The sequence below is a fragment of the Flavisolibacter ginsenosidimutans genome (assembly GCF_007970805.1).
GTDB lineage: Bacteria > Bacteroidota > Bacteroidia > Chitinophagales > Chitinophagaceae > Flavisolibacter > Flavisolibacter ginsenosidimutans.
The window spans coordinates 172,303-188,971 of the sequence record NZ_CP042433.1; the positions used below are offsets into that span (position 1 = coordinate 172,303).

Here is a 16,669-nt window from a genome sequence, read left to right on the forward strand (position 1 = left end):
GATGAAATCATTTTTATTCTTTTTGTTTGCCTTGCTAACGCTTGCCTGCACCAAAGCCGTTGCGCAGCAGGTAAGCGGCACGGTGTCCGATTCAACCGGCAACGCCATTGTAGGCGCTACGGTTGCCGAAAAAGGCGTGAAGGGAAACGGCACCAGCACCAATGCCTCGGGACGGTTTTCGCTTAACTTAAAAGGCGGCTCGCACACGCTGATTGTTTCAAACGTAGGATACGATGCGCAGGAAGTGCCGGTGAGCAACGGCAATGCCGTAAGTGTTGTGTTGAAGAACGCCGCCAACAGTTTAGCCGATGTTGTGATTGTGGGTTACGGCCGTCAAAAGAAAGTAACAACCACCGGCGCTATCAGCACCGTTTCCGGCGCAGACTTGCGTGAAAATCCATCGGCAAGCATTCAAAACACAATGGCTGGAAAGTTACCCGGCTTCTTCTCGCAGCAAACATCCGGGCAGCCGGGTGCCGATGGCGCAACGTTTTACATTCGCGGTGTAAGCTCTTACAACGTGGGCAGCACAACGCCGTTGATTATTGTTGATGACATAGAATTTTCGTATGACCAGTTTGCCCGCCTCGACCCGAACGAGATTGAATCCATCACCATTTTAAAAGACGCTTCTGCTACGGCGGTTTACGGTGTAAGAGGCGCAAACGGTGTAGTGATTGTAACCACACGCCGCGGCAAAATTGGCGCTCCGCAGATTTCTTTTCGTGCCGAAACAAGCTTGCAGCAACCCGACATTTTTCCGCAATTTTTAAATGCGTACGATGCGGCCGTATTGTACAACCAGGGAAGGAAAAACGACGGACTTGCGCCGCTGTTTTCAGATGCTGACCTGGCTGCCTTTCGCGATCATACCGATCCTTACGGCCACTCGGATATTAATTGGAAAAATGTGCTGTTCAAAAAATTCAGCCGTCAATACCGCGGCAACTTCGACATCACCGGAGGAACAGAAAAAGTTCGTTATTTTATTTCGGCGGGTTATCTCTACCAGGACGGAATGGTGAAAGATTTTGGCAGCCCGCTTGGCATCAACAACAATTATTACAACGAACGATACAACTACCGTTCAAACCTTGACATAAAGGTTACACGCACTACCGATCTGCGCTTTGATTTATCGGGCAACGTTAGCACCATTAACACACCGCAGGTTGGAAGCCCCAACGGCTGGAACGATGTGTTTGCCGATTACGGAAGCATTTGGACGCTTGCGCCGTGGGCTTACCCGCTTTACAATCCCGATGGCTCGTTGGGTTATAGCCAGTGGGCGAAAAGCCCCGGCACCGGCGGCACGGTTTACGACGTGAACAACATCATTGGCCGTCTTACGTATTTGGGTTATACACGCCGCTTTGAAAACAACATGAACTTGCTTTCAACGCTTAACCAAAAGCTTGATTTTATCACAAGAGGCTTATCAATAAAGGGCACGCTTTCGTATGCCTCCAATTACAACAATCCGAACGTGAGCATGTCGGGCGGAGAGTTTCCTTCTTACATCTACGATCCGGCAACCAATACGTACACGCCGCGCAGCACAAACACTTACCGTGTTCGCCGTCTTATTCGCGGTTCCAGCAACGGCAGCACCATCCGGCTGGTTACCAGTCAGGCTGCGCTGAATTACGACCGCACTTTTACAGGGCATCACGTATATGGATTAGCCATGTTCCTGCAACAATCCGATACAAGGGCCAGCAGCAACAGCGTTTACAATTTTATTCCGAGCAATTTCAGAAGTTATATCGGCCGCGTGGGTTACGATTACCGGCAGAAATACATGGTTGAATTCAACGGCGCTTACAACGGCTCCGACCGTTTTTCGGCCGCAAACCGTTACGGCTTTTTTCCCGCGGGCTCGGCTGGATGGAACGTTTCGGAAGAAGGCTTCTTTAAACGCAACATTAAATTCATCAGCCGCATGAAGCTGAGAGGTTCTTACGGTTTGGTTGGAAACGACAAACTGGGAAGCTTCGCTTATTATTACCAGCAAACCTACGGATCGGCGGGCGGGCAGGTTTTCTTTGGCAACCCGAGCGCCAACAGCGGCACGGCCATTTACGAAGGCACATTGGGCAACTTAAACGTGAGCTGGGAAAAAGAAAAGAAACTTGACCTCGGCGTTGAACTCGGCTTTTTCAACAACAAGCTGAACGCAACCGTTGAATACTTCAACAACAACCGCTATGACATTCTCACCGATCGAAGCGGCAAAACCGATTCGCGTTTTGGCTCGGTGTCGGCCGTGTTCGGACAAGGCCTTCCGCCGGTGAATCTTGGTAAGGTGAACAACAAGGGCATTGAAGTAGAAGTAAATTATGCCGGCACGATTGGGAAAGATTGGTCGTATTCGGTAAAGGGAACGTATTCCTATGCAAAGAACAAAATTGTCTTTGCCGACGAACCTTCTTACAAATACGATTACCAGTCGTACACAGGCCATGCCATCAACACGCAACGGGTTTACACCTGGATTGGTTTTTACAAGGACAGCAACGACATTGCCAAGAGCGCAAAGCCTGCGGGCCTCACCGTTCGTCCCGGCGATTTGAAATATGCCGACTTGAACGGCGACGGCATCATTGACGGTTACGACGCGAAAGTGCAGGGCAATCCAAACGTTCCGAATACGACTGCTGGTTTGAATTTATCCGTTCGTTATAAAGGCTTCAACATCGGTGTATTCTTCCAAGGATCGTTCAATTTTAACGTGCGTGGTTTGGCGGAAGCCATTCAACCTTTTGGCGGGAACTTCCGCGCCATTCATCAGCAGGCATGGACGCCAGACCTCGGCGACAACGCGAAGTTTCCCTTGCTGACGTTTATTCCGGGCATCAGCGATTCGAGAGCCTATCCATCTACCTTCTATTTATTGCCCGGCGATTTTGTGCGGTTAAAAACAGCGGAGATTGGCTACACCTTGCCGCAAAGATGGATGAAGCCACTTCACATGAAGGAGATAAGAGTTTACAGCAACGGCTACAACCTTATTACCTGGACAAAGCTGAGCCAACTTTATCAGCTTGACCCGGAAATTAACCAGGGAAGCACGGGCAGCAGCGGAACGGACCGTACCAACTATCCGCCGCAACGCATTTTCAATTTCGGTATCAGCGCCACGTTTTAAAACAAAATCTTTTGAGCACACAACATTGTTATATGAAGAATTTAGTCATTGCCATTGCTGCTTGCCTGGTGCTTGCATCGTGCACAAAAAACAGCGGCTTTCTTGAAAACAAAACGACGGCACTTGACGAAGCGGCCGTGTTTTCGGACAGCCTTCGCACCATTCAGTTTTTGAACGGTATTTACGCCGAAGGCACGTTCGGCAACACCGATTTTGCAGGCATTGGTTTTTCGTTCAACAAGCGCCGTTGGGAAACACACGGCAACCAGGAACAATCCGTTGACGACGGTGAGTATTCCTTGAGTTCCGCTACCCGTCCATCCGTGATGTTTTACCAGGGTACGTTTTCGGCGGCCAACTACGGCTCAAGCCCGCCCGCAACCGACATCTGGAATACACCTTATAAAAATATCCGCCGCTGCAATTTGCTTCTTTCGCATTTGGAATCCGTTCCGCTTTCGGCCGCCATGAAAGCAAGAATCAAGGGCGAAGTAAAATGCCTGCGTGCCTGGTATTATTTGCAGCTTTTGATTATTTACGGCGGCGTGCCCAACGTGGGTGATAACGTTTACGGCATTGATGATTTCATTAACCTGCCACGGCAAAAATTTGCCGACCTGGTTTCTTACCTGTCTAATGAATTGGATGAAGCGGCGAAGCTGTTGCCAACTCCCGGTGTGCCGCTTGCAAGCGGCGGCTACGACGATTTTGATTACGGCCGCGTAACAAAAGGAACGGCTATGGGTTTGAAATCAAGACTGCTTTTGTACGCCGCAAGCCCGCTGTTCAACGGCGGCGCCATACCCGCAGCCTCGGCAGAACAAATTCCCCTGGTTAGTTATTCAAGCTACGATGTAAAACATTGGCAAGACGCAGCCGACGCAGCCTTGGCAGTCATTAACTCCGGCTATTATTCGCTTTACGTAAACAACTCGCAACCCGGCGCAGGCTTTTATCTTGGTTTTATAAACCGCGTAAACCCTGAAAATATTTTTGTGGTTACACGGCCCAACAACAAAGACTTTGAAGGTTATTACTTGCCCGGTACAAGAGGCGGAGCAAACTACACCAGGGCTACGCAAAATTTGGTGGATGCCTTCCCCATGAAGAACGGCAAAGCCATTACCGATCCGACATCGGGTTACAATCCGGCCAATCCATACATCAGCCGCGATCCGCGTTTTAATTACACCATCATTTTTAACGGAGCCAAATATCAAAGCAACGCCAACACGCAAGATTTTGTATGGACCTTTACAGGAACCGGTCAAACCGGCGATGCTTTTTCTTCCGGTGGCAACACGGGCTATTTTGTTCGCAAGATGTGCGACAGCACCGTAACGAATAGCGTGGGTGCAAGCCCCGCACGCAACTGGCCGCTGATGCGCTATGCCGAAATTCTTTTGAACTACGCAGAGGCAATTAACGAGGTGGGACAAACAGCGCTGGCTTATCCAAAGTTGCAGGAGTTGAGAGCAAGAGCGGGCATTGATGCGGGCAGCAACGGTTTGTACGGCATGAAGTCAAACATGACACAAGCCGAGATGCGTGCTTTCATTCAGAACGAACGGCGCATTGAACTTGCCTACGAAGACCAGCGCTGGAATGACATTCGCCGCTGGAAGATTGCAATGACCTTGTACAACGGCGGGCCAACGGGTTTCAACCAGGTGATGCACCCGATTCGTGTAGGCAGCAGCGGCTCGTTAACCACCGGCGCAGGCTTGTCCTTCACGTATCAAATTGAAAATACCATTCGCCAACACACTTTCCGCCCGGAGATGTATTTGTTGCCAATACAAGACGCAGAGATACGCAAGATGCCGGCAATGCTTCAGAACCCGGGTTGGTAAATCAATCTGTAAACGAAAGTCAATGTTGAAAAAATTGGTTTCAGTGAAAGTGCTTTTTCGAATCGCGGTCATGATCAGCAGCGTGGTTGCAGTGGCGCAATCGGGTTCGGACGTAACGGTTTTCAACGTTGACAACGGCTGGGCAAACAATTCTGTTAACACGGTTGTCTTTCGCAAAAATTCATTGGTGAGTTTTAAGGATACGCAGTTCATTTCTTTTTACGACAAAGACCGCTACGTGGTGCTTGGCAAACGAAAACTCGGCGAAGCAAAATGGATTTTAAAGAAGACAGTTTATCAGGGCCACATCACCGATGCGCACAATTGCATCAGCATCATGATTGACGGCGAAGGCTTTCTGCACATGGCTTGGGACCATCACAACAATCCTTTGCGTTATTGCAGAAGCATTGCACCCGGTTCGTTGGATTTAACGGATAAAATGCCGATGACAGGCAAAGCCGAAGACAAAGTCAGCTATCCCGAATTTCACAAACTGCCCAACGGCGACCTCTTGTTTTTTTATCGCGACGGCGGTTCCGGTAACGGCAACCTTGTCCTCAACAAATACAATCTTGCCACAAAGCAATGGACGCAACTTCAACAAAATTTAATTGACGGCGAAGGACAGCGAAACGCTTATTGGCAAGCCTGCGTAGATGCAAAAGGAACAATTCACATCTCCTGGGTTTGGCGCGAAAGCCCCGACGTGGCCAGCAATCACGACATGGGCTATGCCTGCTCAAAAGACGGCGGCTTTACCTGGAAAAAAAGCACGGGTGAAAAGTATTCACTGCCCATCACGCAGAAGTCGGCGGAGTACGCGGTGCACATTCCACAAAACAGTGAGTTGATTAATCAAACATCCATGACAACCGATGAAGAAGGAAGGCCGTTCATTGCAACATATTGGAGAGACGCAGGTACAACGGTTCCGCAATACCACATCATCTACCGTGCAAAAAAAGACTGGAAAGTATTGCCGCTGAATTTTCGAAAAACACCTTTCAGCTTGAGCGGCCAGGGTTCCAAACGCATACCCGTTGCCCGGCCACAGCTTCTGGTGAAAGGAAAAGGAGAGAAGGCAAAAGCCGTTCTCCTCTTTCGCGACGAAGAACGCGGCGGCAAGGTTTCCGTGGCAACAATTGACAAGATTGAAAGAAACAAATGCAAGCTCTTCGATCTTACACAAACGTCCGTTGGTTCGTGGGAGCCGACATACGACACCGAGCTTTGGAAAGAAAAACACGTGTTGAATTTGTTTGTGCAAAAAGTAGAGCAGGTAGATGCTGAAGGCGTAGCGAACATGCCGCCGCAACCCGTGCAAGTGTTGGAATGGAAACCGAAATTTTAAAACCTTGTCCAAATAAAAGGAGCTTGAAATCATTTAAAATAATTGAGATGAGATTCGTTCACAACAATAAATGGAAGACGCTGGCCCTTGCCTTGTTCCTTGCTTCGTCGGCGTGGTGTCAATCACAGAACAACGATTGGGAAAACCCGCAGCTTTATGAACTGAACAAAGAAGCGCCGCACGCCAGTTTCATGCTCTTTGATAAAAAAGCCGATGTTACAACAGACGATTACAGCAAGTCGCCGTATTATCAATCGCTCAACGGTACGTGGAAGTTTGTTTACGTTGACAAATACGCGGCCCGTATTAAAGATTTTTACCGCGCCGATTTGAACGATGCAAAGTGGAGCAGCATTCCTGTTCCGTCAAACTGGGAACGCGAAGGCTTTGGCATTCCTATCTACACAAACATCACGTATCCTTATCCAAAAAACCCGCCCTTCATCGGCGAGAACAACCCGGTGGGTACATACCGCAAAACCTTTACGGTGCCTGCATCCTGGAGCGGCAGCGAAGTAATGCTGCAATTTGGTTCCATCACCGGTTGCGCCTTTGTGTACGTGAACGGACAAAAGGTAGGCATGACGAAAGCCTCCAAATCGCCGGCTGAATTCCGCATCACAAAATACCTGAAAAAAGGAGAGAACCTTTTGGCTGTGCAAGTATTTCGCTGGCACGACGGCAGCTACATGGAAGACCAGGATTTCTTTCGCATCAGCGGCATTGAACGCGATGTTTTCTTGTATGCCCTGCCAAAGCTTTCGGTATGGGATTTCTTTTTAAAAGCGGATTTGGATGCGCAGTATAAAAACGGTTTGTTCAGTGCCGATGTTGACTTGCGCCGCTTTGCAAACTCCGCAACAAAAAGTGGCAGCGTTACCGTTGCTGTAATGGATAAAACGGGCAAGAATATTTTCGCACAAACGAAAAACGTTGCGTCGTCAGCCGATAGCATTCAAACGCTTCACTTTAACGGTGCCGTAAACAATCCGCTCAAATGGAGCGCCGAATATCCAAATCTTTACGACTGCATCATCACGTTCTCTACGGGCAACGATTCAAAGGTTTATCATACCGGTGCAAAGATTGGCTTCCGCAAAATTGAAATCAAAAATGCGCAGTTGTTGATCAACGGCGTAGCCACGTATGTTCACGGTGTAAACCGCCACGAACACGATCCGGTGAAAGGCCACGTGCCCAACAAAGAGCAAATGCTTCGCGACGTGCAATTGATGAAGCAACACAACATCAACGCCGTGCGTACATCGCATTATCCCAACGATGTTTATTGGTACAAGTTGTGCGACAAGTACGGTTTGTATTTGGTTGATGAAGCCAACATTGAAACGCACGGCATGGGCGCTTCTTTGCAAGGTTGGTTCGACAGTACGAAACATCCGGCTTACCTGCCGCTATGGGCGCCGGAATATTTCGACCGCATGAAACGATTGGTGGAGCGTGATAAAAATCATCCTTCGGTCATCATTTGGAGCATGGGCAACGAGACCGGCAACGGCAAAGTTTTTCACGATGGATATGTATGGATGAAAGGTCGCGACAATACAAGGCCCGTACAATTTGAGCAAGCCGGCGAAGATTGGAACACCGACATTGTTTGCCCGATGTATCCCGGTATTAACAGCATGAAAACGTATGCGGCCGACAACACAAAAAAACGTCCGTACATCATGTGTGAGTACTCGCATTCGATGGGCAACAGCAACGGCAATTTCCAGGAATATTACGATGTCATTCGAAGCTCTCCGCACATGCAGGGCGGCTTTATCTGGGATTGGATTGACCAGGGCATGTTGACGTACACAACCGACGGCCGGCCTTTTTACGCATACGGCGGCGACTTGGGTGGATACGCTTTGCAGAACGACGAAAACTTTTGTGCTAATGGTTTAATTGCTGCCGACCGCACCGTGCATCCGGGCATTTACGAAGTGAAGAAAGTGTATTCAAAAATTCAGTTCAAAGCGGCAGACATTTCGAAAGGAATCATTACCGTGCAAAACCTCTTTGACTTTACGAATCTTGACCAATACGATTTTGTTTACCAACTGGTGAAGAACGGCGAGATCATTCACGAAGGCCGGTTTAACGTGAGCGTAGAGCCGCATCAACAAAAAGAGGTAACGCTGCAACTTCCGTCCTCTAAAACAAGCGACAACGCAGAATATTTCGTTAACGTGTTTGCAAACATCTCCAAAGCTTCGCAAACAGAATTGCTTCCCCTGGGACATGAAGTGGGAAGAGAACAGTTCAAACTGAACAGCGATTATTTGGCGCAACAACCCGCAAGTAACGCATCAACCAACGGGAAACTGACGATACAAAAAGAAGGTTCGCGCCTGCGCTTTTCATCGGGCAATGTAAGCGGCGAGTTTGACCTAAGGCAAGGACGAATGGTTCGCTACACGTTGAACAGCGGCGGCGTTACCAACGATTTTCCCGAACCCTATTTCTGGCGTGCGCCAACCGATAATGATTTTGGCAATCACATGCAGGAACAGTTGGGCATTTGGCGCACCGCACAAGTGAACCGCCTGTTGAAAAATGTAACCGTAGGTGATCAAACTGCAGCCGGTGTTCCGGTGAAAGTTGACTGGGAGTTAACCGGCGTCGGTGTGCCGTACACGGTGGAATATTTTATTCAGAACGATGGCAGCGTTCGCATTACATCATCCATTGACATGACGGGCCGCAACCTTCCCGAATTGCCACGCTTCGGTATGCGAATGACCCTGCCACCGCCATACGTTAACCTGAAATATTACGGCCGCGGGCCCTGGGAAAATTACAGCGATAGGAATACGGCATCCTTTGTTGGCTTGTACACGGACAGCGTAAAAAACCAGATGACCTGGAACTACATTCGTCCGCAGGAAGGCGGCTACAAAACCGATGTGCGCTGGCTCTCATTAACCGATGACAAGGGCAAAGGTTTGTTGATCCAGGGCCTTCAGTCCATTTGCTTCAGTGCCACCAATGTTTCCACCGAAGATCTTGATCCCGGCCTCACGAAAAAGCAACAACATCCAACTGATGTGAAGCCGCGAAAAAATATTTTTCTCAACATAGATTTAGCGCAACGCGGCGTTGGCGGCGACAACAGTTGGGGTGCCTTGCCGCACGAACAATACCGCTTGTTGAGTAAAAAATATTCCTACAGTTATACCCTGCAATTGACAGACAGTAAAACCGAAGTGCCGGGCACGCATTAATGATGAACAAAGCAATCACGGGTGTTTTCGCCTTTTTGACGGTAAGTTTTTGCGCTTGCAAAACAACGCATGATGTTGCCGGTTTTGGAACGGACATTGACAGGTACAAACTTGTTTGGGCCGATGAATTCAACAAAGATGGCAAACCCGATACAACGGCCTGGCGGTATGAAAAAGGTTTTGTGCGCAACGAAGAAGCGCAATGGTATCAGGAAGAAAACGCGTTTTGCAAAAACGGTTTGCTGGTTATTGAAGCACGAAAGGAATCGAAGCCAAATCCGCGTTACGAAGCGGGCAGCAAGGATTGGCGAAGAAGCCGGCAAACAATTGACTACACATCGTCAAGCATCAACACAGCAGGCAAACATTCCTGGCAATACGGACGCTTTTTAATGCGGGCAAGGATTGACATCAGCAGCGGCCTGTGGCCCGCGTGGTGGACCTTGGGCGTAAGCGGACGCTGGCCCGCAAACGGCGAGATTGACATCATGGAGTATTACAAAGGAAAGTTGCTGGCCAACATTGCTTGCATTGGCGCCAACCGCAAAGCCGAATGGTACAGCAACCGTTTTCCCATTGATTCAATGGGCGGACAAAAATGGGCTTCCGGCTTTCATGTGTGGCGAATGGATTGGGACGAAGAAGCCATTGCCTTGTACGTTGATGACGTGTTGCTAAACAAAACGGAATTGAGCAAATTGGTGAACAAAGACGGTTCAGGCATCAACCCATTTAAACAGCCACATTATATGCTGTTGGACTTAGCTTTGGGCGGAATGAACGGCGGCGATTTGGGCGATACGAAGTTTCCGAACCGCTTTGAAATTGATTACGTGCGGGTGTATCAAAAAAACTAGAAACAACAAATGCACAACAGAATCCGGCAACGCAATTTGTTACTGAGAAATATTATGCGAAAGAGCAAAGCCGTTTTTCTTTTTTGTGCGCTTGCTCCCTTGCTCCTTTTTGCACAAGCAAGACGTTCGTCGCAACAATACAGCGCTTATCTTTTTGCGTATTTTACAGGCAATGCAAAAGCAGATGAATCCATTCATTTCGCCATCAGCAAGGACGGTTACAACTTTCGTGCGCTGAACAGCAACAGGCCGGTTCTTTCTTCCGAAAAAATCAGTTCAACCGGTGGTGTTCGCGACCCGCACATTTTGCGCGGAGCGGACGGAAAAACCTTTTACATGGTGGCAACCGACATGGTTTCTGCACTGGGCTGGAACGCAAACCGGGCGATGGTGTTGTTGAAGTCGAACGATTTGATTCATTGGTCGTCAAGTGTCGTCAACATTCAAAAACGTTTTCCGGGCAACGACAGTTTGCTGCGTGTTTGGGCGCCGCAAACGATTTACGATGATTCTGCAAAGAAATACATGATCTATTTCTCGATGAAGCACGGCAAGGACCCCGACAAAATTTATTACGCATACGCCAACAAAGACTTTACTGATTTAGAAACAACACCCAGGCAACTTTTTTTCAGTCCTGACAATGCCGCCTGCATTGACGGCGATATGATAAAAAAAGATGGCCGATATTATTTGTTTTTTAAAACAGAGGACAGGCAGCCCGGCATCAAGATAGCCGTGTCAAATCGCTTGACTTACGGTTATGCGATGCAAAGCAACGACTACGTGCAACAAACCGCCAGCCCGGTGGAAGGTGCGGGCACTTTCAAATTGAACGACGGCAGCGGTTATGTTTTGATGTACGACATGTACACCAGCGGCCGCTACCAATTTACAAAAACAACCGACCTGCGAAACTTCTCGATAATTGACAAGGACGTGAGCATGAATTTTCATCCGCGCCACGGAACGGTAATGCCCATCACGGAAGAAGAAACCGAACGGTTGGTAAAAGAATGGCTGTCTTTCGACGACGCAATTTCATCTGCGGGCTCAAAGCAAATAAAAAAGTTGAACGTTGTTTCTGACACGGCGGCAAAAAAACTTTTTTTGCCGGTAAAGGCCGGAACAAACCTCGCGAATTTTAACCCGCAGTTTCTTCCGTTGGCGGGTGTTAGCGTTAATTCGAAATCGCAAAATTTCACTCACGGCCCGGTGCAATATTCGGTAGCCATAAAAGGCAGGGGCACGCAAACCTATCAGGTTTTCGCAAAGGAGTTACACAACCCGGTGCTGGATGGTTTATACGCCGATCCGGACATCATTTATGCGGAGAAGACAAAAAAGTTTTACATCTATCCAACAAGCGATGGTTTCAACAATTGGTCGGGCACGTATTTCAAAACCTTTTCGTCAACGGATTTGGTTACGTGGAAAGATGAAGGCGTAATTCTCGATTTGAATAAAGATGTTAGTTGGGCCAAACGAAATGCCTGGGCGCCTACCGTCATTGAAAGAAAGATTAACGGTCAGTACAAATACTTCTATTATTTCTGCGCCGCGCAAAAAATTGGCGTTGCTGTTGCGGACAATCCAACCGGTCCTTTTATTGATTCGGGCAAGCCCTTGATTGAGCAACGTCCCGACGGAGCAAAAGGCGGCCAGCAGATTGACCCCGATGTGTTTCAGGATCCGAAAACGGGCACGTATTTTTTGTACTGGGGCAACGGTTACATGGCCGGCGCAGAATTAAATGATGACATGATTTCGCTAAAGCCGAATACCACAAAACTGTTGACGCCGGACACTACTTTTCGCGAAGGCACGCATGTGTTTTACCGGAACGGAACGTACTATTTTATGTGGAGCGAAGACGATACCCGCAGTGAAAATTACCGTGTGCGTTACGGCACTTCAGATTCACCGCTTGGAAAGATCAGGGTTCCGCAAAACAATCTTGTTATCGCAAAAGATCCATTCGTTGGCATTTATGCAACGGGGCATAATTCAACCATCCAGGTTCCCGGCAGAGACGAGTGGTATCTTGTTTATCACCGCTTCACCTACCCGTCTGGAATTTCGATGGGACGGGCCGCCGGCTATAACCGCGAAGTGTGCATTGATAAACTGGAATTCAACAGCGACGGCAGCATTAAACAAGTAAAACCCACACACGAAGGAGTAAAGCCAATTGCCGTAAAAGCAAAGGATTAACCGCAATGAAGACCGGGCTACTTTTATCATTTGGTGCGTTGTTGTTATCGGGCAAATGCTTTCACCGCTGCAATAAAAATCTCGTCTGCTTCGCCGCCTGTTTCTTCTGCCTTACGGTTTACAGCCAGCCTATTGTTTTCACCGTTGATCCAACGAAGACAGTACAAACGGTTGACAACATCGGCGCTTCGGGTGCATGGTTTTCTGAAGGCATCGGCAAATATTGGCCCGGTGCAAAAAAGGAGCGGATGGCAGAACTCCTCTTCAGCAAAGCGTTCGATTCTTTGGGTAATCCTTTGGGCATTGGCCTTTCCTGTTTCCGCTTCAACATTGGCGGTGGCTCGGCCGAACAAGGCGACAGCAGCGGCATTCGTGATCCCTTACGCCGTGTTGAATGTTTTCTTTCGCCAGATGGAACATATCACTGGGAGAAGCAAGCCGGTTATTTATGGTTTGTAAGAAAAGCTGCGCAATACGGTGTTGAAAACCTGATTGCGTTTAGCAACACTCCGCCTGTTCAATTCACCAAAAACGGTTTGGGCTTTAAGCTGGAAAAAAATTTTGAAACCAACTTACGCGACGATAAGTACAACGCTTACGCAGACTTTCTTGCAACCGTTGTGCAGCACTTTGACAAAGAAGGTTTGCATTTCAAGTATATCAGTCCCGTGAATGAACCGCAATGGGATTGGTCGAACCGGTTTGGGCAAATGAACCAAGAAGGTTCGCCCTGGCACAACAAAGACATTTCCCGCATTGCCGTTTCGTTAGACAGCGCCTTGCGTGCAAAAGCTTTGACCACAAAAATTCTTTTGCCCGAAGCCGGTAACCTCACCTCGCTGTACGAAGGAAGCGGACATGCTTCAAAACAAATACAAACCTTTTACAGCGCATCGAGTCCTTACTCTATCGGTCAATTGAAAACCTTGCTGCACGTCGTTGCGGGCCATAGCTATTTTACCGACAAAGGCGATACGGCAATTGTAACGGTGCGAAGCCGCTTGCGGGATACGGCTGTGAAATACGGCATCTCGTTTTGGCAATCGGAATACAGCATGTTGGGGGACGGTTATAAAGAAGGTAAAAGCGGACGTATTCCCGCGATGGATTGCGCACTCTTCCTGGCCAAAATAGTCCATTACGATTTGGCCGTTGCCAACGCCACAGCCTGGCAATTCTGGAATGCCTGGGAACCGGGCCGTCCTGATGTTGACGTTCGTTATCACCTGGTGGTATTGAAGACAAATTCAACCAATACCGAAGGCGATTTTACCGTCACCAAAAACCTTTGGGCATTGGGACATTACAGCCGTTTTATCCGGCCCGGCATGAAGCGCATCGTCACCGCGAGAAATGATGGATTGAATAACATAAGTACGGCGCAGGATGTAATGCTTTCGGCATTTGCCGGTAAAAAGGAATTGGTTATCGTGGCTGTGAATTATACAACGCTTTCAAGAGATATTGAAGTGGAAGCGCTTGGGGTAAAAAAGATGAAAGGCATCAAGCAATACATTACAACAGCCAGTGCTGAAGACAACATGAAGTTGTACCCTTTGTCCTCATTGAAGAACATAACCTTAAAACCCCGCTCCATCACAACGATCGTGGTAAAACGGTAAAAGATATTATGAACGCGGGACTGAAAATTGTTGAACGCTGGATGGGCATTCCTGATGTTGATTGCAGTGCCGGTTGCTTAAATAACTTGAACGGGTTCGGCTTAAAACAAATAGTCAAAGCATAAAAAAGAGAACAAGCATCGTTTCTATTTTTCTCGTTTGTCATGCTTATGTGGTGCAGGCGCAAACAAAAGCGGCGACTTTATTTTAAAGATTGAAACGCTGAGAAGAACACGGCAGACAATTCTTCACAAGTAAACCGGCTGCCTCAGAAATTTCGATAAGCAAGAATTTTGTTTACACAGCTACGGCTTATTCACTAACCGTGATTCGAATAAAATCGAAATGGTTGTTTTCGTCACCACTTTCTCCTGGTTCTAAAACTGCGCGGTATTGATGTGACCGCCTTTTCATTTCATCAGCTTGTTTCTTGTTTGAATGCGTGATGTTTCCATTGGTTTGTCGCTTAATTCAATGGCCGCACTGATCAGCGCCAAATGGGTAAAGGCCTGCGGAAAATTTCCAAGATGCTCGCCTTTCTTGCCCAATTGTTCGGCATACAACCCCAGGTGGTTGGCATAGCCAAGCATCTTCTCGAAATTTTCTTTGGCTCTTTCCGTTTGCCCCGATAAAGCCAGGCACTCGACAAACCAAAACGAGCACATGGTAAAGGTTCCTTCGTTTCCTTTTAGTCCGTCCACTTCGTCGTTTTGCTCGCGGTAACGGTAAACCAACACGTCCGAGCGAAGCTCCTTGTCTATGGCTTCCATTGTTTTTTTCCAGCGTTCGGAATGCGGCGAGATCATGTTTAAGATGGGCATCAACAAAGCACTTGCGTCAAGGTTTTCGGAGCCTTTCGATTGCACAAAGGATTGCTTTTTTTCGCTCCAGAAATTTTGATAAACGTCTTCGTAAATTTTATTCCGAACGTCCTGCCATTTGATAAAATCATAAGGGTAAGAAAAGTTGTCGCCGATTTTAATGGCGCGGTCAAGAGCTACCCAGCACATCATGCGCGAAAAAAGGAACTCCCGTTCCTCGCCGCGTATTTCCCAAATGCTGTGGTCGGGTTTCTGCCAATTGGCAATCACCAGTTCCACGTAGTGTTCAATGATCTTCCAATACTCATACGTAATGTCGCCGCCGTGACGAACAAAAATGTAAACGGTTTCCAGCAGTTCACCGTAAATGTCCATCTGCGTTTGCTGGTGCGCCGCATTGCCAATGCGCACGGGTTGCGAATCTTTATAGCCTTTAAGATAATCCAGGCAACGTTCGGTAAGTTCCGTTTTCCCGTCAACCGAAAACATTAGCTGTAATTCTTTCTCGGCGCTTTGCCGCTTCACCCACTCTAAAAATTGCTGGGCTTCTTCCAAAAAACCCAATTGCAAAAAGGCGTGCATGGCAAAGGCCGCATCGCGTATCCACGTAAAGCGATAATCCCAGTTTCTTCCCTGGCCAATGGCTTCGGGCAAACTGAAGGTTGGTGCTGCTACCATTGAACCATGACGTTCACAAATCAGAAGTTTCAGGGTTAAGGCCGAACGTCTAACCGTTTCTTCCCAATGGCCTTCGTAGTTCGATTGGGCAATCCAGTTTTGCCAGTAGCGAAGCGTAGATTGATAGGTCCGGTCGTCAAATTTTTTTGGTGTTTCTTTTTCTTTCTCCTCATCACCCCGAAGAACAAAACTGGTGTACGCATCTTCTTTCAAAGAAAAGTTTGCAACCACATCATCACCGTCCATCTCCAGGTCCATTTCGTTTTGCAACAAAAGGCAGGGGAAACCTTTCTTCCCGGGCACGAACAAATAATCTTTCCCTCTTTTTTTGATGCTGTGAGAAGCCGAAGCGTAGTCGAAACGTGGGGCGCAGCACAATTGGTAATCAACCTTGCCGCGTATGGTGGAAACCCTGCGCACGATGGCGCCGGGGCCTTCGATGGGCATGTAATCAATGATCTCGGCAATGCCTTCTTCCGAAAAGAAACGCGTAACCAAAACGTTGGAGTCGGGCAGGTACAATTGCTTTACAACCGCGTCTTTCATTTGCGGCGTGATGGAAAAGAAGCCGCCTTTTTTTGCGTCCAATAGTTTGCAAAAAACAGAAGGCGAATCGAAACGGGGAAAACAAAAAAAATCAATGGAAGCACGCTTCGACACAAGGGCAACCGTTTGCAAATTGCCGATGATGCCGTAGTCTTCAATAGGCAGGTAATCGCCGTGTTTCTTTTTTGTCATAATTATTGCTGAAAACGGATGAAGTGCCCGGCTCTACATTCTTCTTTTCACACTTATCGCATTCCGTTCTTTAGCCTGTATCAACAAATGCACCAACCTCTGTCTTGCCTTTTGCGGTGGTGCTGATTTTGGCTGACCGTCCTCGCATTGAGTT

At 48.0% G+C, this 16,669-nt stretch carries 8 protein-coding genes; 7 read left to right on the forward strand and 1 reads right to left on the reverse strand.

All coding sequences use genetic code 11. The annotated features are described in order from the left end of the window. Position 1: 1 nt before the first annotated feature. From FSB75_RS00545 to FSB75_RS00575, 7 genes are read left to right on the forward strand one after another with little or no spacing between them, the layout of a single operon-like run. Positions 2 to 3,148: a SusC/RagA family TonB-linked outer membrane protein gene (locus tag FSB75_RS00545; RefSeq protein ID WP_146781381.1), complete on the forward strand. Its 3,147-nt coding sequence runs from the start codon at positions 2 to 4 to the stop codon at positions 3,146 to 3,148. A gap of 32 nt (positions 3,149 to 3,180) precedes the next feature. Next, positions 3,181 to 5,001: a RagB/SusD family nutrient uptake outer membrane protein gene (locus FSB75_RS00550; protein WP_146781383.1), complete on the forward strand. Its 1,821-nt coding sequence runs from the start codon at positions 3,181 to 3,183 to the stop codon at positions 4,999 to 5,001. Between the two features lie 43 nt (positions 5,002 to 5,044). Then, complete coding sequence (locus FSB75_RS00555; RefSeq protein WP_227990729.1) at positions 5,045 to 6,355, forward strand: BNR repeat-containing protein; 1,311 nt, start codon at positions 5,045 to 5,047, stop codon at positions 6,353 to 6,355. Between the two features lie 47 nt (positions 6,356 to 6,402). After that, positions 6,403 to 9,585: a glycoside hydrolase family 2 TIM barrel-domain containing protein gene (locus tag FSB75_RS00560; protein WP_146781385.1), complete on the forward strand. Its 3,183-nt coding sequence runs from the start codon at positions 6,403 to 6,405 to the stop codon at positions 9,583 to 9,585. Continuing rightward, on the forward strand, positions 9,585 to 10,442 hold the full coding sequence (locus FSB75_RS00565; protein ID WP_227990731.1) for a glycoside hydrolase family 16 protein: 858 nt from the start codon (positions 9,585 to 9,587) through the stop codon (positions 10,440 to 10,442). Before FSB75_RS00560 ends, FSB75_RS00565 begins: the two co-directional genes overlap by 1 nt. Positions 10,443 to 10,496: 54 nt before the next feature. Further along, a complete protein-coding gene (locus tag FSB75_RS00570) occupies positions 10,497 to 12,656 on the forward strand; it encodes a family 43 glycosylhydrolase (RefSeq protein WP_146781387.1) in 2,160 nt (719 codons plus the stop codon). Positions 12,657 to 12,661: 5 nt separating this feature from the next. Next, positions 12,662 to 14,278: a glycoside hydrolase gene (locus FSB75_RS00575; protein ID WP_146781389.1), complete on the forward strand. Its 1,617-nt coding sequence runs from the start codon at positions 12,662 to 12,664 to the stop codon at positions 14,276 to 14,278. Between the two features lie 410 nt (positions 14,279 to 14,688). Here FSB75_RS00575 and FSB75_RS00580 read toward each other — a convergent pair whose 3' ends face one another. Then, positions 14,689 to 16,515 (reverse strand): glycoside hydrolase family 15 protein, encoded by a 1,827-nt coding sequence (locus tag FSB75_RS00580; protein WP_146781391.1) that lies wholly within the window; start codon positions 16,513 to 16,515, stop codon positions 14,689 to 14,691. Between the last annotated feature and the right edge of the window lie 154 nt (positions 16,516 to 16,669).

What these genes read in the sequence shown, in the direction of transcription:
- FSB75_RS00545 (WP_146781381.1), top strand. Translation starts at nt 2, where the DNA reads ATGAAATCATTTTTATTCTTTTTGTTTGCCTTGCTAACGCTTGCCTGC.
- FSB75_RS00550 (WP_146781383.1), top strand. Translation starts at nt 3,181, where the DNA reads ATGAAGAATTTAGTCATTGCCATTGCTGCTTGCCTGGTGCTTGCATCG.
- FSB75_RS00560 (WP_146781385.1), top strand. Translation starts at nt 6,403, where the DNA reads ATGAGATTCGTTCACAACAATAAATGGAAGACGCTGGCCCTTGCCTTG.
- FSB75_RS00565 (WP_227990731.1), top strand. Translation starts at nt 9,585, where the DNA reads ATGATGAACAAAGCAATCACGGGTGTTTTCGCCTTTTTGACGGTAAGT.
- FSB75_RS00570 (WP_146781387.1), top strand. Translation starts at nt 10,497, where the DNA reads ATGCGAAAGAGCAAAGCCGTTTTTCTTTTTTGTGCGCTTGCTCCCTTG.
- FSB75_RS00575 (WP_146781389.1), top strand. Translation starts at nt 12,662, where the DNA reads ATGAAGACCGGGCTACTTTTATCATTTGGTGCGTTGTTGTTATCGGGC.
- FSB75_RS00580 (WP_146781391.1), bottom strand. Translation starts at nt 16,515, where the DNA reads ATGACAAAAAAGAAACACGGCGATTACCTGCCTATTGAAGACTACGGC.